Origin of the sequence: Colwellia sp. KU-HH00111 (assembly GCF_040362745.1) — a bacterium.
Lineage (GTDB): Bacteria > Pseudomonadota > Gammaproteobacteria > Enterobacterales > Alteromonadaceae > Colwellia.
The window spans coordinates 12307-31981 of the sequence record NZ_BAABWO010000008.1 but is presented as its reverse complement, the minus strand read 5'-3'; the positions used below and the strand labels follow the sequence as shown (position 1 = coordinate 31981).

At 38.2% G+C, this 19675-nt stretch carries 20 protein-coding genes; 10 read left to right on the top strand and 10 right to left on the bottom strand.

Annotated elements, in window-relative coordinates:
* Positions 1–73: 73 nt before the first annotated feature.
* The 7 genes from ychF to ABXG98_RS14580 all read right to left on the bottom strand — a co-directional run bounded on the left by ychF (position 74) and on the right by ABXG98_RS14580 (position 6473).
* On the bottom strand, positions 74–1165 hold the full coding sequence (gene ychF, locus ABXG98_RS14610) for a redox-regulated ATPase YchF (protein WP_353539436.1): 1092 nt from the start codon (positions 1163–1165) through the stop codon (positions 74–76).
* Positions 1166–1239: 74 nt separating this feature from the next.
* Complete coding sequence (gene pth / locus ABXG98_RS14605) at positions 1240–1818, bottom strand: aminoacyl-tRNA hydrolase (protein WP_353539435.1); 579 nt, start codon at positions 1816–1818, stop codon at positions 1240–1242.
* A 16-nt stretch (positions 1819–1834) separates the two neighbouring features.
* A complete protein-coding gene (locus tag ABXG98_RS14600; protein WP_353539434.1) occupies positions 1835–2461 on the bottom strand; it encodes a 50S ribosomal protein L25/general stress protein Ctc in 627 nt (208 codons plus the stop codon).
* Between the two features lie 272 nt (positions 2462–2733).
* Complete coding sequence (locus tag ABXG98_RS14595) at positions 2734–3681, bottom strand: ribose-phosphate pyrophosphokinase (RefSeq protein ID WP_353539559.1); 948 nt, start codon at positions 3679–3681, stop codon at positions 2734–2736.
* A gap of 133 nt (positions 3682–3814) precedes the next feature.
* Positions 3815–4726 carry a 4-(cytidine 5'-diphospho)-2-C-methyl-D-erythritol kinase gene (gene ispE / locus ABXG98_RS14590; protein ID WP_353539433.1) on the bottom strand — a complete coding sequence of 304 codons (912 nt, stop codon included), beginning with the start codon at positions 4724–4726 and terminating at the stop codon, positions 3815–3817.
* 45 nt (positions 4727–4771) lie between these two features.
* Positions 4772–5437 carry a lipoprotein insertase outer membrane protein LolB gene (lolB, locus tag ABXG98_RS14585; RefSeq protein ID WP_353539432.1) on the bottom strand — a complete coding sequence of 222 codons (666 nt, stop codon included), beginning with the start codon at positions 5435–5437 and terminating at the stop codon, positions 4772–4774.
* Positions 5438–5891: 454 nt separating this feature from the next.
* A complete protein-coding gene (locus ABXG98_RS14580; protein ID WP_353539431.1) occupies positions 5892–6473 on the bottom strand; it encodes a hypothetical protein in 582 nt (193 codons plus the stop codon).
* Positions 6474–6959: 486 nt separating this feature from the next.
* Here ABXG98_RS14580 and ABXG98_RS14575 point away from each other — a divergent pair, with 486 nt between their 5' ends.
* Both ABXG98_RS14575 and ABXG98_RS14570 read left to right on the top strand, forming a co-directional pair.
* Positions 6960–7898, top strand: a complete 939-nt coding sequence (locus ABXG98_RS14575) for a transposase (protein WP_353539430.1) — start codon at positions 6960–6962, stop codon at positions 7896–7898.
* A 133-nt stretch (positions 7899–8031) separates the two neighbouring features.
* Entirely contained in the window at positions 8032–9012 is a 981-nt protein-coding gene (locus ABXG98_RS14570; protein WP_353539558.1) for a transposase, read from the top strand.
* Between the two features lie 485 nt (positions 9013–9497).
* Here ABXG98_RS14570 and ABXG98_RS14565 read toward each other — a convergent pair whose 3' ends face one another.
* Both ABXG98_RS14565 and ABXG98_RS14560 read right to left on the bottom strand, forming a co-directional pair.
* Positions 9498–10040, bottom strand: coding sequence for a hypothetical protein (locus ABXG98_RS14565; RefSeq protein WP_353539429.1), 543 nt, complete (start codon positions 10038–10040; stop codon positions 9498–9500).
* Between the two features lie 393 nt (positions 10041–10433).
* A complete protein-coding gene (locus ABXG98_RS14560) occupies positions 10434–10643 on the bottom strand; it encodes a hypothetical protein (RefSeq protein ID WP_353539428.1) in 210 nt (69 codons plus the stop codon).
* A gap of 466 nt (positions 10644–11109) precedes the next feature.
* Between ABXG98_RS14560 and hemA the strand changes: the two genes are divergently transcribed.
* From hemA to kdsA, 7 genes are all read left to right on the top strand, one after another.
* Complete coding sequence (gene hemA, locus ABXG98_RS14555) at positions 11110–12384, top strand: glutamyl-tRNA reductase (RefSeq protein ID WP_353539427.1); 1275 nt, start codon at positions 11110–11112, stop codon at positions 12382–12384.
* A gap of 130 nt (positions 12385–12514) precedes the next feature.
* Positions 12515–13603 (top strand): peptide chain release factor 1, encoded by a 1089-nt coding sequence (gene prfA / locus ABXG98_RS14550; protein WP_353539426.1) that lies wholly within the window; start codon positions 12515–12517, stop codon positions 13601–13603.
* 57 nt (positions 13604–13660) lie between these two features.
* Complete coding sequence (gene prmC / locus ABXG98_RS14545) at positions 13661–14530, top strand: peptide chain release factor N(5)-glutamine methyltransferase (RefSeq protein ID WP_353539557.1); 870 nt, start codon at positions 13661–13663, stop codon at positions 14528–14530.
* Between the two features lie 26 nt (positions 14531–14556).
* Complete coding sequence (locus ABXG98_RS14540) at positions 14557–14925, top strand: SirB2 family protein (protein ID WP_353539425.1); 369 nt, start codon at positions 14557–14559, stop codon at positions 14923–14925.
* Between the two features lie 38 nt (positions 14926–14963).
* Entirely contained in the window at positions 14964–15791 is an 828-nt protein-coding gene (locus ABXG98_RS14535; RefSeq protein ID WP_353539424.1) for a SirB1 family protein, read from the top strand.
* Between the two features lie 31 nt (positions 15792–15822).
* Positions 15823–17079, top strand: coding sequence for a DUF819 family protein (locus ABXG98_RS14530; RefSeq protein ID WP_353539423.1), 1257 nt, complete (start codon positions 15823–15825; stop codon positions 17077–17079).
* Positions 17080–17138: 59 nt separating this feature from the next.
* Positions 17139–17981 (top strand): 3-deoxy-8-phosphooctulonate synthase, encoded by an 843-nt coding sequence (kdsA, locus tag ABXG98_RS14525; RefSeq protein ID WP_353539422.1) that lies wholly within the window; start codon positions 17139–17141, stop codon positions 17979–17981.
* Positions 17982–18079: 98 nt separating this feature from the next.
* Here the strand turns inward: kdsA and ABXG98_RS14520 are convergent, their stop codons facing one another.
* Positions 18080–18376 (bottom strand): hypothetical protein, encoded by a 297-nt coding sequence (locus ABXG98_RS14520; RefSeq protein WP_353539421.1) that lies wholly within the window; start codon positions 18374–18376, stop codon positions 18080–18082.
* Between the two features lie 315 nt (positions 18377–18691).
* On the opposite strand from ABXG98_RS14520, the gene ABXG98_RS14515 reads away from it, so the two are divergent.
* Positions 18692–19624 carry a transcriptional regulator GcvA gene (locus ABXG98_RS14515; RefSeq protein WP_353539420.1) on the top strand — a complete coding sequence of 311 codons (933 nt, stop codon included), beginning with the start codon at positions 18692–18694 and terminating at the stop codon, positions 19622–19624.
* Positions 19625–19675 lie beyond the last annotated feature (51 nt).

The window sequence follows — 19675 nt, the reverse complement described above, 5'->3', positions numbered from 1 at the left end:
AAACCTTAAAAAATATTTTATTAATAAAGAGTAGTCTAATTTTGCAAAAATTCAGTTGAATCTAAGCTATCTTTTAAACATTAAAGCGGAAATGTACTACATCACCATCTTTAACTCGGTAGTCTTTGCCTTCTAAGCGCCATTTTCCGGCGTCTTTAGCTCCAGATTCACCATTAAATTCAATAAAGTGTTCAAAAGAGATAACCTCAGCACGGATAAAGCCTTTTTCAAAATCTGTATGAATGACTCCAGCTGCTTGTGGGGCGGTAGCGTTTTGTTTTACTGTCCAAGCACGTACTTCTTTAACGCCGGCAGTAAAATAAGTTTGTAAATGTAATAACCCATAACCTGAATTAATCACACGATTTAAACCGGGCTCTTCCAGCCCCATCTCTTCCATAAACTCAACTCGGTCTTCGTCATCCATTTCAGATAACTCACCCTCTATTTCAGCACAAACGGTTACTACAACCGCGCCTTCTTTATCGGCAATTTCCTGAACTACATCTAAATAGGGGTTGTTTTCAAAGCCATCATCATTAACATTGGCAATATACATAATGGGTTTAATGGTTAAAAAGTTTAAGTAAGCAACCGCTGCTTTTTCTTCTTTAGTTAATACTAAAGAGCGAACCATATTGCCTTCTTCCACATGCTTCAATATTTTTTCTAAAACAGGTAATTCGAATTTTGCGTCTTTATCGCCGCCTTTGGCACGTTTTGCTTGTCGTTGTATTGCACGCTCCGCAGTATCCATATCAGCTAGCGCTAATTCGGTATTGATCACATCAATATCTTCTGCAGGGTCAATTTTGTTAGCAACGTGAATAATGTTGTCATTATCAAAACAACGTACTACATGGCCAATGGCGTCAGTTTCACGGATATTAGCAAGGAATTTATTGCCTAGTCCTTCACCTTTAGATGCCCCTGCAACTAAACCTGCAATATCAACAAATTCCATAGTAGTTGCTAATACACGTTCAGGTTTAACAATGGCACTAAGCTGATCAAGACGAGGATCAGGCACAGGTACTACACCAGTATTGGGCTCAATAGTGCAAAAAGGGAAGTTAGCAGCTTCAATACCTGCTTTAGTTAGTGCATTAAATAGAGTCGATTTTCCAACGTTGGGTAAACCAACGATGCCACATTTAAATCCCATAATAATTACCTGTATGTTTGGTGTGAAATTTGATTGTTGCGACACTCATAAGTGGCCGCACATAAGCTTGCTAATTAACCTTTAAAGGCATGCAAGCGTTGTTGAGCTTTTACCAGCCCATCGTTTTGCCAAATGTCAAAGCATCGTGCTGCTTCATCTATAGCATTTTCAATTAGGTGTTGTTCGCTGCTTGGCGCTTTGCCTAACACATGGCCAGTTACTCTATCTCTGTGACCAGGGTGGCCAATACCAATGCGCAAACGATAAAACTCTTTATTGTTTGCCATGCGAGCAATAATATCTTTTAAACCATTGTGTCCACCGTGACCACCACCTTGCTTAATTTTAACACTGCCCGGAGGCATGTCTAATTCATCGTGAGCGATTAGCATATTCTCAACAGGTATGCGAAAAAAATTCGCTAACGACGCAACGGCTTGACCGCTTCTATTCATAAACGTGGTTGGAATGAGTAAGTGAACAAGTTCGCCACCAATAAGTCCTTTGCCATATAGGCCAGAATATTTTTTTTCAGGGCGGAGGGTGATGTTATTGCGCTGTGCTAGTTCTTCTACAAACCAAACACCTGCATTGTGACGGGTTTTTGTATATTCGGGGCCAGGATTACCTAGCCCCGCAATTAGCTTAATCATAAATGAAACTAATTAATTATTCTGCTGCTGCTTCTTCAGTAGCATCTTCGCTATCGTCTTCGTCGCTGCTGCCTTTAGGAGCATTTGCGCTAACAACAGCTTGGTCATGAGCTTCTCCTTTAGCTAATTCGTCAGAAGTAACACCTTTAGGGAAGGTAACATCTGATAAATGCAGAGTTTGGCCAACTACTAAATCAGCTAAATCAACTTCGATAAACTCAGGTAAGTCTTTTGGTAAACAAGTTACTGCAATTTCAGTTACGTGATGAGCAATAGTTGCGCCTAACTTAACTACGTTTTCTTCATTGATAAAATGAACAGGTACGTTAGCATGTAGTGCATGTTTAGCATCAACACGCATAAAGTCTAAATGCATTACAAGGTTTTTGAACGGGTGACGTTGCATGTCTTTGATTAAACATTCTACCGGCTTACCATCAACATTAATGGTTAAAACACTTGAGTAAAACGCTTCTTCTTGTTGTGCACGGAAAACATTTTTGTGCTCTAACGTTAACGACACAGGCTCTTGGCCTTCACCGTAAAGGATAGCTGGAACTTTATTCGCGTGACGTAGGCGGCGGCTCGCACCTTTCCCTAAATCTGTACGTAATTCAGCATCCAAAGTAAATAAATCAGTCATGATGTATACTCTTATAAAAAATAAAATAAAATAAAATCTTGTTTTTTGCGACCAAAAACAAGGGGGATTGCACTGTTAAATCATAAGGGGTGATTGAATTTCAATAACCATTAGATAAAAAAGGCGCGGCATGATAACACTAGCGACTAGGTAAAGCTATTGATTATTTCTATTATGGTTTGTACAAGGAATAAAAAAGCAGATATTAACGTTTAATATCAACGTATAATACCTGCTTTATCATGAGATTGTTGATGTTTATTCGCTAAAAATTAGTGATCAAACATTGCTGAAATTGACTCTTCATTGCACACTCGGCGAATTGCTTCGCTTAACATGCCGCTCAAGGTTAATTGGCGCACCATCTTCAGCTTTTTAATTTCAGCAGATAAAGGAATCGAATCGGTTACTACCACTTCATCTATCACTGATTTTTTCAAGTTTTCAGCTGCATTACCTGATAATACCGGATGCGTAGCATAAGCAATAACACGTTTTGCACCATGATCTTTTAATGCTTCAGCTGCTTTGGCTAGCGTGCCGCCTGTATCGATCATGTCATCAACAATAATACAGTCACGACCTTTTACATCACCAATAATGTGCATTACTTGGGCAACATTTGCTTTTGGTCGACGTTTATCAATAATTGCTAGATCGGCATCATCTAATAATTTTGCCACAGCACGCGCACGAACAACACCACCAATATCAGGAGAAACAACCACCGGGTTATCTAACTCACGGTTTTTCATATCTTCTAATAAAATTGGCGTACCAAATGCGTTATCAACAGGAACGTCGAAAAAGCCTTGAATTTGTTCTGCGTGTAAATCAACCGTTAATACGCGGTCAACCCCAACACTAGATAAAAAGTCAGCGACTACTTTGGCTGTAATGGGTACACGAGCACTACGAACACGTCGATCTTGACGGGCATAACCAAAATATGGAATAACAGCAGTAATTCTACCTGCGGATGCACGACGAAAAGCGTCGATCATCACAATTAATTCCATTAAGTTGTTATTAGTAGGTGCGCATGTTGATTGAATAATAAAAACATCGCTACCACGTACGTTTTCATTAATTTCAAAGCTTATTTCACCATCACTAAAGCTGCCAATTTTGGCATCGCCTAATGTAATATATAAGCGATTTGCAATCTGCTTGGCCAGTTCAGGGGTGGCATTACCCGCAAAAATCTTCATGTCAGGCACAGTCAGTTCCTCAGAAACTTTTGACATTAAAAATATACTCTGTGTTTAATATAGTTATTTAAACATTGAGCCGTATAGAACTAAAATTAACTGTAGTTGTTACCGTTAATTTCAGCAAATTAGTTTGCACTTATTACTTTTTCAGAGCATCTATAGCAAACAAAAGAGGTGACTTATTCAGCGCTTTTGCTACAAAAGAGTTGATTCCTTTGGGCAGTTTAGCCTGTAGCTCACTTGCTTGTTGTTGACTGGAAAAACGCGAGAAAACGCACGCACCTGTTCCTGTCATTCTAGACGGCGCGTATTCTACCAACCAAGCTAGTAGCTTGGCAACCTCATCATAGTGTTTTATTACCATTGTTTGACAATCATTATGATACAAGGCGTCATTAAATAAATCTTTATCGCAATAGTGTTTATCAAAATCTTGGCAGGCTAGTTTTGTTGTGTTTCGAGGTAAATCTTGGGATGAAAACACACTGGCAGTAGAAATACTCACTTCAGGTTTAGTAATTAAATACCAGCATTCTTCGGGGTGTACCTCAGTAAATTTCTCACCTACACCTTGAGCAAAGGCAGAAAAACCATGGATAAAGATAGGCACATCAGCGCCTAAGCTTAGGCCAATTCCTGCAAGTTGTTCATTAGTGTATTTTAACCCCCAGAGTGCATTTAATGCCACTAACGTTGTGGCTGCATTTGATGAGCCTCCCCCTAAGCCACCGCCCATTGGGAGAATTTTATCAATGGTTATTTCTGCGCCAAGTAGTGCTGCATTGGGACTATCTGTACGATATTTTTCTTGAAGCAATTTGGCGGCTTTGAAAATTAAGTTATCTTCATTTTTCACACCATCAATAGGGTTAACTAATTCAATGTTGCTGTTATTGGTAACCGTTATTTCGAGGCTGTCGCTATAATCTATAAATTGAAATAAGGTTTCTAATTCATGGTAACCATCATTTCGCTGTCCAACCACATGCAAAAATAAATTAAGCTTTGCCGGTGAAGGAAATTTAAACGTTTTATGAAGATGCTTGTTCATTATTTCTCGTTGAGGTTAATCTTAAATTGATGCTGTAATGGCCGTTTAGTCTGTGGTTAAATCAGTTAATGACCATTGCTTAACCATAATTTTAATCAACAAGTCTCCTTTAGTGATCGAAAACTTGGTCGCCATTTTTATACCATTAAAAACGTGATAATTACTATAGTTTATTTTCCATAATCCATTACTACTGTCACTGAATAGGCTTGACGGCAACTGAGTTGTATCATCAAGGATAATGCGGTCATTTTCCTGATAAGGAAGACCTTTAAGCCAATAAGTTAACGCCTTGGTTGGTAAGGGAAAACCTGTGAGTTCATATACTAAAAAGGGTAAGTTTGTGCCATGATATTGTTCACCATTCACCTCAATTAAATGCTGGTTGCCTTTTGATTGCAAATGAAAAACGTTAACACCTAAATAACTGGTAAGGTTTAACTCTTGACTGTGCTGTTCTTCATCTACTTGCCAAGCGATTGATGCACTTTCTCGTTTGTCTTTTTTATCTTTTACTTTTTGTATAAATGCGATTTTTCCACGTAGCTGCCACTGTTTTTTTTGTTGCAATTGTTTAGTTCTTTGCGCATATGTTTGCGTTTGGCTGAGTTCGCTGGATGGTATCATCTTGTCTGGCTTACTAGCACAGCCAGAGATGATCAAACTGGTTATTAAAAATAAGGTTAATAATAAAGGGTAAGGTTTTGTCATTAGCGTATACAGACTGGCAAAGAAGTCAGTATTTGAACACAGCACATTAGTCAATTCAACCGAAGTTAATGTTAAGTTAAGAATAAAAAGTGGGTAAGGCGATTAATGAGGCTAAACTCGATTATTAACTCATTACCGAGTGTGATCAATTTTTATTGATGGGGTGGAAATAGCAGGGCACTTAAGTGAGTTTAGTAAGATCAGTGAGTAGGTTGGCTTAATACGGCCACTTGGCATAGCAAATGCTCAAGCCTGTTTGAATAGTGTCTAATTCGTGTTAGTGATAAAAACAAACAACAAAATAACAAAAGATCAACGTTTCCCTGACGTGACGGCAGGTATTCACATTGAGTTCACCTAAACTTCAGAAAAAGCGTGGTTAACGGGAATAAAACAGCTAACTCAATTATTCGTAGAAAAATAGCGCCACTCATTTGGTTAAACAAACGCCCAGTCAGGGATAGTTTTTACTAAAAGATACGCTAATAGGTCCACCGTCATAAATACAAGTAGCGGTTGTTTTAAATTTATTTAGAGGATCTATATACGCATAAAAATAATACGTCGGTGCTCTTGTTTTAATTAAATTCATTTCTTTAGTGTCTATATCAAGTTCTCTGTACAACATATTTGTATTGAAAGGTTTACTCCTCGAGCAAGGGGATTTTTCTTTAAAATCGACTGCCACATATGAAATCTTATTCTCATTAGATGATTCCAGTAAAATATGATAATTATCACTATCAAAAATCACATTTCCAGCTTGATTAGGTTGAATATTAAAAATAGAAGCAGCCCTTTTATTTTGCATTCCAATATATCTATATGGCTTAGTAATTAACATCTTAATGTATTCAGCTTTAGTGTATTTTTTACTTTTACTTTTTTCTTTTTGGTAAGAGAAGTTTTCTAATTCTTTAAAGCACTTATCTTTAGCTGAACCATCTTGATATGCATTACAAATTTTAGAGCTCATATTACTATCGGCAACTGAATTGCCTATAAAGAATAAAAATAACAAAAATATTTTATGCACCAAACTTTCCTTGTATTGCTAACAACTTAATAGAAAGAATAATTCCGTGTTTAAACACGGATATTTTCTATCTACCATGATTTTCAATTTTTATTAAAATACTCTGTTTCGTATTAAATATCAAAAGCTTTTACAATATATCAAATGTTTAAGCTTTGCGTGCATTACGGAATTAATTTTTATCAGGCTAATTTTTATCAGGCCACCCATAATAATTTATAACTTTAATAATTAATTTCAGGGTGGTGTGGGAGTTTATCAGGCCACCCATAATTTTATCAGTTTATCAGGCCATCCATAATAACTTTTGCTAATTTTTATCAGGCCACCCATAATAATTTATAACTTTAATAATTAATTTCAGGGTGGTGTGGGAGTTTATCAGGCCACCCATAATTTTATCAGTTTATCAGGCCACCCATAATAACTTTTGCAACTTCCCCAACATAAACTACACTTTATGTACTTTAATCAAGTATGGACACTATGATGCCTAAACCCCGCTCACAACAAATTAGTTTACTCGATACCCAGTATTACCATATTTGCAGCCGCACCGTTCGCAAAGCCTTCTTATGCGGTGTAGATACAACAACCGGCACCAGTTTTGAACATCGACGTAGTTGGATTGAAAAACGCCTATTTCAACTCACCCAAGTCTTTGCTATTGATATTTGTGCCCATGCTATTATGCATAATCATCTGCATTTGGTGCTACATGTGGATAGTGAGCAAGTAAAACATTGGTCAGTCATGGATGTGCTACAGCGCTGGCATCGCTTATTTAAAGGCACTCACCTCACACGGCAATACCAGAATAACCAATCCCTTGATAAATATCAGCTAGCGATGGTTGAAGCAACCGCCCAAATATACAAGCAACGATTAATTGATATCAGCTGGTTTATGCGTAGTTTAAATGAGCCTATTGCCAGACAAGCCAATAAAGAAGATAAATGTACAGGGCACTTTTGGGAAGGCCGTTTTAAATCTCAAGCCCTGCTTGATGAAGGCGCCTTATTATCTTGTATGGCTTATGTTGATTTAAACCCTGTACGAGCTGCAATTGCGTCTACACCCGAGCAATCAAGTTTCACCAGTATTCAATTACGTATCAAAGCGGCCATTAACGGTAAACAACCTAAACAATTACACCCTTTTACTGGTAACGAACACCAAGACAAAACTCAGGGTATTACCTTTAGTTTAAAAGACTATTTAACCCTAGTAGATGAAACAGGAAAAGTGATACGCAGTGATAAACGTGGTGTTATTAATCCTAAAGCAGGCAATATACTCACAAGGCTACATATTAGTGATGACAGCTGGTTAAAACTCACCACACAATTTGAATCTATTTTCACTGGCGCAGTAGGAACCGCAGCGCATTTAAGAGCTTATCAGGCCACCCATAATAATTTATAACTTAAGCTTATCAGGCAAGCTTATCAGGCCACCCATAATAATTTTCAAGCTTATCAGGCCACCCATAATAATTTTTGCAACTTCCCCGACATAAACTACACTTAACCTACCTCAATCAAGTATGGACGCTATGATGCCTAAACCCCGCTCACAACAAATTAGTTTATTCAATACCCCGTATTATCATATTTGCAGCCGCACCGTGCGCAAAGCCTTCTTATGCGGTGTAGATAACACAACTGGCACCAGCTTTGAACATCGACGTAGTTGGATTGAAAAACGCCTGTTTCAACTCTCACAAGTCTTTGCTATTAATATTTGTGCCCATGCTATTATGCATAATCATCTGCATTTGGTACTGCATGTGGATTGTGAACAAATAAAACGTTGGTCAGTCATGGATGTGCTAGAGCGCTGGCATCGCTTATTTAAAGGCACTCACCTCACACGGCAATACCAAAACAACCAACCCCTTGATAAATATCAGCTAGCGACGGTTGAAGCAACCGCCCAAATATACAAACAACGATTAATTGATATCAGCTGGTTTATGCGTAGCTTAAATGAGCCTATTGCCAGACAAGCCAATAAAGAAGATAAATGTACAGGGCATTTTTGGGAAGGCCGTTTTAAATCTCAAGCCCTGCTTGATGAAGGCGCCTTATTATCTTGTATGGCTTATGTTGATTTAAACCCTGTACGAGCAGCTATTGCACCTACACCCGAGCAATCAAGTTTCACCAGTATTCAATTACGTATAAAAGCTGCCATTAACGGTAAACAACCTAAACAATTACGCCCTTTTATCGGTAACGAACACCAAGACAAAACTCAGGGTATTACATTTAGTTTAAAAGACTATTTAACCCTAGTAGATGAAACAGGAAAAGTAATACGCAGTGATAAACGTGGTGCTATTAACCCTAATGCAGGCAATATACTCACAAGGCTACATATTAGTGATGACAGTTGGTTAAAACTCACTACTCAATTTGAATGTATTTTCACTGGCGCAGTAGGAACCGCAGCGCACTTAAGTGAATTTAGCGAACATGTTGGTTTAAAGCGCACCCATGGCATAGCAAACGCTCAAGCCTGTTTGAACAGTGCCTAATTCTAGTTAGCGATAAAAAACAAACAACAATAAAGACAATGCACCAAAAAGATAACGTTTCCCTGACGTGACGGATGACTCTCATCAAGAATTCACCTACACGTCAGAAAAAGCGTGGTTAAGGGGAATAAAGCAGCTCACTAAGCCATTTACCTCATCATTGCGTCAATATTTTTAATAAAAGAATTGCCGGTTAACGGTTAGTTTTTGCTGAGAGTAATTATGGGTGGCTTATTTAATTTCATTTTATTTAATTTGTTAAGGGGAATAAAGCAGCTCACTAAGCCATTTACCTCATCATTGCGTCAATATTTTTAATAAAAGAATTGCCGGTTAACGGTTAGTTTTTGCTGAAAGTAATTATGGGTGGCTTATTTAATTTTGTGCATAAAATAAATAAAATTATCATGGGTGGCCTGATAACTTCTGATAACTTCGCCTGATAACTTTTTGGCTTAAATCACCAGTTAATAGTATAAGTATCTCTATCTTGGAGGTGCTGAGTTAGCCCAATGACGTACTAATTTTTGATTAAGATTACCCAATTCATCAATCCTATTTTTTAATGCATTTCTTAGGTGGTTAATAGCCATAATTCCTTTAGCATTTCCTTCAAATTGATATCGAAATTCGACGAAGCCGTGACGCATTTCATTTAATTGAGTGAAAAAATCTAATTTGACCTTTGCTCCAGAAGCCTTTTCAATAGCTTTAGCTGTTTGCTTTAGACCGACATCTTCTCTGACCTTTAGCTCATAATTGCTTTTAATTGACTTTTGGCTTTCTTCAGTTAGATTTTTAAAAAGAGGCTTTAAATCATGTGTTCGTTTAAAGTTACCGCTTTCAATTTGTGAGATAACTTTTAAATATAATTCTATTGCTAATATCCCTAACATCGCTTGGGCTGGGAATAACTGCCCATTCATGGTTTTATTAAACTCCATATTAACAATAATACCAGACTGCCAAAACCTCTCAGCAGATAGGAGAATCAAAAACTCTTCTGAATGCTCTTCTTTCGCCGCCATAGTCTCTATGTTCCTTATAATTTTTAGCCAAACCAATGCTGAATGGCAATATAACAGCTTGTATGGATAATTCCGTGTTTAAACACGGATATTTTCCGTCTATCATGATTTTTATTAAAATACTCTGTTTCGTATTAAATATCAAAAACTTTTACAATATATCAACTATTTATGCTTAGCGTGCATTTTGGAATTATTACGTCTATCAAAGACACGTTTTTAATTTCTTGATCCAGTTGATGAATGAAGGTTTGGTTAAATCCACCTTTCGAGTCAATGGTCAAATTCTGCTTTAAGTTGTTTTTACACAGTTAAAGAAATAAATATAATTATCACTATAGCCCTCATTTAATTTCATTTGATTTTTTTGGGGAGAGGGCTGAATTTAAATAATTACTTTTGATACCAAACAGTGACAACGATTTTTGCAGGCATCCAAGAACCACCACTTTGTGATTGAGTCATGTTTTTAATTTCGATTTCAGGTTGAGCGGCTAGCCAAAGATTAATTTCAGCCTCTAAGCCACAATCGGTCAATGACCCTGTACTAGGCCAGAACCCTAGCTTAGGCTTTAGGGTTTTTGTAAATATTTTCACTTCCATTGATAATTAACCACCATTATTGATAAATAAAATAACTCATTAGAAAAATAAACTCCTCGTTTAAACACTAAGTTAATCTTTCTTTCATAAACAAATAAATAACAATCTACAATACGTAACTTACCTCATAACATCAATAGTTTAATGCTAAAAACCAACTGATTGGTGAGTGAAACTGATGAAATTCGTTTGCTTTGCAAATGCTGTTATTGTTGGTCCAAAAGTTTACTCGTTCAACCAAAACCAATGCCTGATGTTGTAGGTATTGGGTAACTAACCTATGCATCATTCGATATATATTGATTATCGATAGAGCAAAAAGTAGATAATTACGGGTTGAATGATATTTTGTTCACACATAATGAAGAATATTGTTAGTGATTTTTATCACAGATCATATTCTAATGCGTTAGCTTGCGTTATACTTGCCCTGTTAATTGGTAAAATATCATATAGGTTTATTACATTGTCCATTGTCGCTGTTGGAATTAATCATAAAACTGCTCCTGTCGCGGTTAGAGAAAAAATCTCTTTTAACCCCGACAAGCTCTCTGTTGCGTTACAAGAAATGTTATCGGCGGTAGAGTGTCGAGAAGTCGCAATATTGTCTACCTGTAATAGAACCGAACTCTACATTGTTCAAGATGGCGATATTGAATTAACTCAACAACGCTTAGTACAGTGGCTAGAGAGTTATCACAATGTTCCAGCATCAACAATCATGCCTAGCCTTTATTGGCACCAAGACCAGCAAGCGGTTAACCATATGATGCGTGTTGCTTGTGGACTTGATTCATTAGTATTAGGTGAGCCACAAATATTAGGACAAATGAAACAAGCTTATAGCCAAGCAAAGGCTGCTGGCTCTATGGCGTTAATCATGGATAGATTGTTTCAGCGTACTTTTGGCGTAGCGAAACAAGTGCGCACAGATACCGAAATTGGCGCAAATGCAGTGTCGGTTGCCTTTGCCAGTGTGAACTTAGCTAAGCATATTTTTGCCAGTTTAGAAAAAACCCGTGTTTTACTCGTTGGTGCGGGTGAAACTATTGAATTAGTGGCAAAACATTTATACGAAAATAATGTTGGCAAAATTACGGTCGCCAACCGAACGGTTGCTCGTGCTGAAGTTATGGCTAAACAAATCGGCGCAGAAGTAATCACTTTAGCGCAAATTCCTGAGCATATGAGTAAAGCTGATATTGTTATTAGCTCTACTGGTTCAACTTTACCCATTATTGGTAAGGGTATGGTAGAACAAGCTTTGTCTAAGCGTCGCCATCAACCTATTTTTATGGTTGATTTAGCCGTGCCTCGTGATATTGAGGAGCAAGTAGGTGAGCTAGATGATGTGTTCTTATATACGGTAGATGATTTGCAAAGTATTATTGCACAAAACCTAGAAAACCGCCGTAAAGCCGCTGTTGCTGCCGAAAGTATTGTTAATAGTCAATCTGATAGCTTTATGTCTTGGCTTAGAGGTTTAAACACCCAAGACACTGTGGTTAACTTTCGTAAGCAGTGTTTAGCCGAACGTGATCAATTGCTTGAAAAAGCCTTGTTACAATTAAAAAGTGGTAAAAACTCTGAAGCCGTTATTGGCGAACTTGCTACCAAACTCACCAACAAATTTATGCATGCGCCCACCAGTGCTTTGCAGTCTGCTGCACAAGGAGGCGAGCTTGATAAGCTTATTTACCTTCGTGATATTTTCAATATTGATAATGAAGACAAGTGTTAGACGCTAGCAACCAACATCAATCTTTGCCAACGATAAACTAGCTGCTGTGTAAAAATAATGACTGTGCTAGAATAGCGCCAGTTTAGTTTTTCCTAGTTTAATTACTCCTATACAAAAAAAGATTATTTTAATGAAATCGTCCGTTTATCAAAAACTTGAAGCTTTAGTTGAGCGCTTTGAAGAAGTTCAAGCCTTATTGTCAGACCCTGAAACTATTAGCGATCAAGAAAAGTTTAGAACCCTTTCTCAAGAGTTTAAACGCCTAGAAGAAGTTACGTCAGTATTTCAACATTACCAAAGTGCAGAAGATGACTTTGCTACGGCAGAGTTAATGCTAAAAGATGACGATCCTGATATGCGAGAAATGGCACAGGAAGAATTTAAAGACGCTAAAAAAGCGGTTGCTGATTTATCTGACGAATTACAAATTCTATTACTGCCACGTGATCCTAATGATGATAACAACTGTTTCGTTGAAATTCGTGCTGGTGCTGGTGGTGATGAAGCGGCCATTTTTGCTGGTGATCTCTTTAGAATGTACAGTCGCTATGCCGAAAAGCAAGGCTGGAAAATTGAAGTGATGAACACCAATGAGAGTGAGCAGGGCGGCTATAAAGAATTGATAATGAAAGTTAATGGTGAAGGTGTATATGGCCAAATGAAGTTTGAGTCAGGTGGGCATCGCGTGCAACGTGTTCCTGAAACTGAATCTCAAGGTCGAGTGCATACTTCTGCTTGCACTGTGGTCGTTATGCCTGAAATCCCAGAATCTCAAGCTATCGAAATTAATAAAGCTGACTTAAAAGTGGATACCTTCCGTGCTTCAGGGGCTGGTGGACAGCATGTTAACAAAACAGACTCGGCTATCCGGATTACCCATATTCCAACGGGTGTAGTGGTTGAGTGTCAAGATCAACGTTCACAACATAAAAACCGTGCGCAAGCGATGTCTGTATTGCAGGCTCGTTTACAGCAAGCTGAAGATGAAAAACGTCGAAGTGAAGAAGAATCTTCACGCCGAAACTTGGTTGCCAGTGGTGATCGCTCAGAACGTATCCGCACGTACAACTTTCCTCAAGGGCGTATGAGTGATCATCGTATTAATTTAACCTTATACCGCCTAAATGAAATCATGGAAGGTAACTTGCAATTGGTGATGGAGCCTATCATGCAAGAAAACCAAGCCGATTTATTAGCTGAGCTTGCAGAGCAACATTAATTAGTGGGTGGTCAAATAGAAAAGGTGTTGCATTCACCAAAGGTTAAGTTGCGATTGTTGGGTGATAACTCTGTTGCTAATTTGATTAGTCAGGGCCAGTTATTGCTGCAAAGTGTTTCAGATAGCGCAAAACTCGATACTGAAATTTTATTGTGTTTTGTGCTAGATAAAACGCCTAGCTATCTGCTTACTTGGCCTGAAAAAATACTCAGTGACCAAGAATTAAATGACTTTCTAGTGTTATTGGCTCGCCGTAGTCAAGGTGAGCCAATTGCTTATATTACCGGAATAAAGGAATTCTGGTCTTTACCACTGGCAGTATCAAAAGCCACATTAATTCCTCGACCAGACACAGAAACCCTTGTTGAGCTAGTACTTGATCATTACCAACAATGTGAAAACATTCGTTGTCTTGATTTAGGCACAGGAACCGGTGCAATTGCCTTAGCGTTAGCCAGTGAAAAGCCTAATTGGGACATTGATGCGGTAGACTTTAATGCCGATGCGGTAAAGCTTGCGCAAGCGAATGCACATACACTGCGGTTAAACCAAGTTAATATTTTTCAAAGTGATTGGTTCTCTCAATTAGAGGCCAATAAACCGTACCATGTTATTGTGTCAAATCCGCCTTATATTGATGAAAAAGATGACAATTTAAGTCATGGCGATGTTCGTTTTGAACCTGACTCTGCCCTCATTGCTAAAGATAATGGCTTAGCTGACATCAAACATATTGCTGCCAGGGCGCAACATTTTTTACACCATCAAGGTATGTTATGTTTTGAGCATGGCTTTGATCAAGGTGCGCAGGTTCGCCAAATATTACAGGATTTAGACTATAAACAAGCACAAACAGCGCAAGACTTAAATGGCCATGATCGTGTTACCTGGGCTATTTTTGCTAAAAGTAACAATAACAATAAGTAAACCAATACTAACCATAGGAATTTACCATGTTTAAACACTTACATATGACACTTGCGGCACTCAGTGTTGCCTTATTTACTTTACGCTTTATCTGGTTGTTATCTCATTCTGCTAAATTGAACGCTAAATGGGTCAAGATAACACCGCATATTATTGACACTTTATTACTTGGTATCGGTGTAATGATGGCAGTACAGTATTCAATGAACCCTTTCGAACAGTTATGGTTAGGAGAGAAATTACTCGCAATAATTGCTTATATTTTTACTGGTTATTACACCCTTAAGCTTGCCAGAACTAAGGCTATGCAAATATTTGGCTATTTGGGGGCCATTGGTTGGGTGATGTTAATTGTGCGCTTGGCGATGACGCGTGAACCGATGTTTTTCTTATAACGATCACTATTTAACGATTAGAAGACAATAAAACCCTTATGAATACCTTGTTAATATCTGAACTTCAATCTGAGGAAAAAGACTTACTACAGGCATTAATATTGCTTGAGGAGCATATTTTTCATGCTTATAAGGCTGATGGTCAGTCAACTGATATTGAGCCGTCCTTGGCAAGTTTAGAAATCATTATTGAACAATGCCAAGCTGTTATCGCTGAAATTGAATCACCGTTAGAGCAGGCAGAAATATTGTTGAATGAATTGTTTTATCAACATCTGTTTATTGACCAGCATAAAGCTCACTGGCCGATTAACGCGTTTAAAGTTGCGATGAGCTTAAATTTGCGTTTAATGTCACCAATAGTAAAAGCGGCGATGGTGTGTGAAATTGTTAACGCCTGTGGTTTTAACACCGATTTAGTTTTTGTGCCTAATAAAGTGATGGTACGACTATGTTGCGATGAACATTATGCGATAGTATTTGACGCGATCACCGGTGAGTCGCTTGATTGGCATGAACTGGATCTTCGCTTTGATGAACTTGATGGTGATCCTAGCCAACAGCAACTCATCAGCATGAACCGTCAAGCCATTTTAGTTGAGTATTTAAGTGGATTGAAGCAGGTATTAATTCGAGAACAAGCATTTGACCAAGCGTTAGTGTGTGTTGACATTTTATTGTCATTAAATCCTGACGATCCATTACAAAGAAGAGACCGAGGATTTTTGCTTCACCAGTTAGATTGCTTTAAAGTGGCGGTTGATGATTACCGATACTTTGTTGAGCAATGTCCTAAAGATCCTGCCGCACAATTATTGAAAATTCAACTTGATAATATCACGCTTAGTGAGCCTACCTTTCATTAATTTCTTTACTAAGCGATAACTAGGAAAATAGATGTCTGATCCATTAGCTACCCCCTTAATTACAAATGATGCGACCGTTTTAGGTTTGTTGTCACTTATTTTAGGTTTCGTATTTTATAGCTCTAATAGCCAACACCCTGTGTGGAAAAAGTTCTATCAATATGTGCCTGCATTATTAATATGTTACCTATTACCATCATTGTTAAATACCTTCGGTATTGTCAGTGCGAAAGTGAGCCAGGTGGATGAAGTTGCCAAATACTTTTTATTACCTGCGTGCTTGGTTTTGCTGACACTGAGTATTGACTTGAAAGCCATTGGTGCCTTAGGCAATAAAGCTATTATTATGTTTCTTACCGGCACAGTAGGTGTGGTTATTGGTGGCCCTATTGCGTTGCTAGTTATTTCTGCCATGTGGCCTGAGCTTATTGGTGTTAGCGGCCCTGACGCTGTATGGCGTGGTATGGCAGCTTTAGCAGGAAGCTGGATTGGCGGTGGCGCTAATATGCTGGCAATGAAAGAGATTTATGGCGCTGATGGTAAAATATTTACCATTATGGTGACGGTCGATATTGTTGTCGCTAACTTATGGATGGCATTTTTGCTTTATTTTGCTGCGAATCATAAGCGAATTGATGCTAAAAGTGGGGCTGATACTTCGGGTATTGATAGGTTGATTAATAAGGTTGAAGCGTTTGAACGAGAGCATGCTAGACGCCCAGAATTAAAAGACTTTATGTTTATTCTTGCTATTGGTTTTGGTGCCGCAGGATTTGCACATTTAGCAGCCGACTTTTTAGTGCCATTTTTTAAAGAAAATTATCCTAATTTAGAAAAGTTTAGCCTGCACAGTAAACTATTCTGGATAATTGTTTTAGTTACCACTATTGGCTTGATACTTTCTTTTACTAAAGTGAGGCAGTTAGAAGCAGTTGGTGCTTCAAAAGTAGGTAGCAGCTTTTTGTATGTGTTAGTAGCAACTATCGGCTTGCATATGGACATAACCCAAATAGTAGAAGCACCTAAATATGTGGTAATTGGCCTGATATGGATGGCAGTACATGTGATCTTACTGTTCATTGTGGGCAAAATGATTAAAGCGCCAATTTTTTATTTAGCCGTTGGTAGTAAAGCCAATATTGGTGGAGCTGCGTCTGCACCAGTGATAGCATCAGCGTTTCACCCGTCGTTGGCGCCTGTTGGCGTGTTGTTAGCAGTTTTAGGCTATGCGCTTGGTACTTATATGGCTTGGATTTGCGGCCAGTTGCTTAGAATTATTGGCAGTTAGTTTATAAAAGGCAATATGCTTGTTATTGTGGTTTTTTTTAAAGAATAATAGGAAAGGTTATGACAATAAAGTCAGTTAGTGTAAATGATATTAATGTGGCCAATGATCAGCCATTTGTCTTATTCGGCGGCATGAATGTGCTTGAATCACGTGACTTAGCGATGAAAATCGCAGAGCATTACGTTCAAGTAACACAAAAATTGAACATACCTTATGTGTTTAAAGCGTCATTTGATAAGGCTAACCGCTCCTCTGTTCATTCATACCGAGGACCAGGTTTAGATGAAGGTTTAAAGATCTTTGAAGAAATTAAATCTACGTTTAATGTGCCAATCATTACTGATGTTCATGAGCCGTACCAAGCGCAGCCGGTTAGCGAAGTGGTTGATGTTATTCAGTTACCGGCCTTTCTCGCCCGACAAACAGATTTGGTGGTTGCCATGGCAAAAACAGGAGCAGTGATCAATGTTAAAAAACCACAGTTTTTAGCGGCTCATGAAATGAAACATATAATCAATAAGTTTGCTGAGGCAGGTAATGAGAATATTATCCTTTGTGAGCGCGGCAGTTGCTATGGTTACAACAACCTTGTGGTTGATATGTTAGCAATTGATGAAATGCGTCATTATGCACCGGTTATGTTTGATGCAACCCATGCATTACAAAAACCCGGTGGTCGCAGTGATAGTGCCGATGGCAGACGTGCTCAAGCAGCTCAGTTAACGCGTAGTGGTATGGCTATAGGTATTGCTGGCTTGTTTATTGAGGCGCACCCTGAGCCAGCTAAAGCGATGTGTGATGGCCCATGTGCTTTACCACTAGATAAACTTGAGCCTTACTTAGCGCAAATGAAAGCTATTGATGATTTAGTTAAAGGGTTCAAGCCGTTGATCACTGACTAGTCAGCAAGGAGTAGCTAAGGTTTTACTTAGCTACAGATAGCAACAAGGGGCGCAATACTGATGGTATTGCGCCCCTTGTTTTTATAAACTTGTAAGCTTTAGTCACTTATGAGCGAAGCTTTATTATTGATAGTGATGCTTTTTTTATCGCTAGATATTTTTGTCATTGCAATCAATTCTTTCGCACTTTGTTGTACAGAGTTAGCGCTTAAGTTGATAGAGGCAAATGATGACATTAAATCTGCTTGTGCTTGATTGATTAAACTAGCTTGCTCGATTGGCTCTGCTTTTAATAATTCATTTGCTTGCGCAATTGATGCAAGGCCCGAGGCAAAATATGCCATAACTAAAGAGGTTGCAACAATGGCGAGTTTGTAAGCATAAGTGTTTTTCATAATGGTTATTCCTAAATTAGACCTAATAATAAATACTGCGTTGTTCGATAGATTTATTAGGACTTTATCTCGCACTTGTTCTTTTTAGGAAGATATAAGCTGTGGGTTGGGAGAACACAGCTTTTATCTATTGTTTCTAGAACGTTGAGATGATGTCCTTCATCTACGGTGGCTATAATACTTAAGAGCCTTGAAAAATAAAAATGATAAATAGTAATCTTATTCATTAGAAAAACTAATGAAAAATTGTTATGCTATGTTTTTAACTGTTTATGCATTATATTTACTGTAATGTGAAAAAGGATTAGGTGTACTTTGGCTAGCAGACTACCGCCATTAAACGCGTTGCGAGCATTTGATGCTTCAGCAAGACAACTTAGCTTTACCCGTGCTGCTGATGAATTATTTGTCACTCAGGCGGCGGTAAGTCATCAAATAAAAGCTTTGGAAGAGTATTTAGGCATAAAATTGTTTATGCGAAAGAATCGCTCACTACTTTTAACAGAAGAAGGGCAGTCGTATTATCTCGATATCAAAGAAATTTTTAATTCGATTCAAGATGCTACCGAAAAGCTATTAGCCCGTGGTGCAAAAGGGGCGATTACTGTTAGCTCACAAGCCAGCTTTGCTATTCAATGGCTTGTACCCAGATTAAGTGCGTTTAATGCATTACATCCTGATATTGATGTCAGGATTAAAGCGGTGGATCAAGCCGAAAACTCATTAACAGAAGATGTTGATGTTGCTATTTATTATGGCAGAGGGCGTTGGGCTAACGTTCATGCAGATAAGTTACATACCGAGTATTTAATTCCAGTGTGTTCTCCCTTACTAATGCAAGAGAATGCGGCCAGCGGTAAACCACCACTGCTTAGTTATGATGACTTACAACATCATACACTATTACATGACACGTCTCGTAAAGACTGGAAACGTTGGTTTAACCAAGTAGGGGTTAAAGGGGCTAATGTTAATCATGGTCCAATTTTTAGTCACTCAGCTATGGTTGTTCAGGCGGCATTATACGGGCAAGGGGTCGCGTTAGCTTATAGCGTGTTGGCTAAACCTGATATAGATTCTGGTCGCTTAGTTTGCCCGTTTAATGATGTATTAGTCAGTAAAAACTCATATTTTGTAGTGTGCAGAGAGAGTCAAAAAGATATTGGTAAAATTGAAGCGTTTAGAGCTTGGTTACTTGATATGGTTGCCGCAGAGCAAGAACATGTCGAAGATGGTCAAATTACTTAATTGCCTTTTACATTTTGTGCTAATTAAATCCAAAAATAACAACAGTATTGA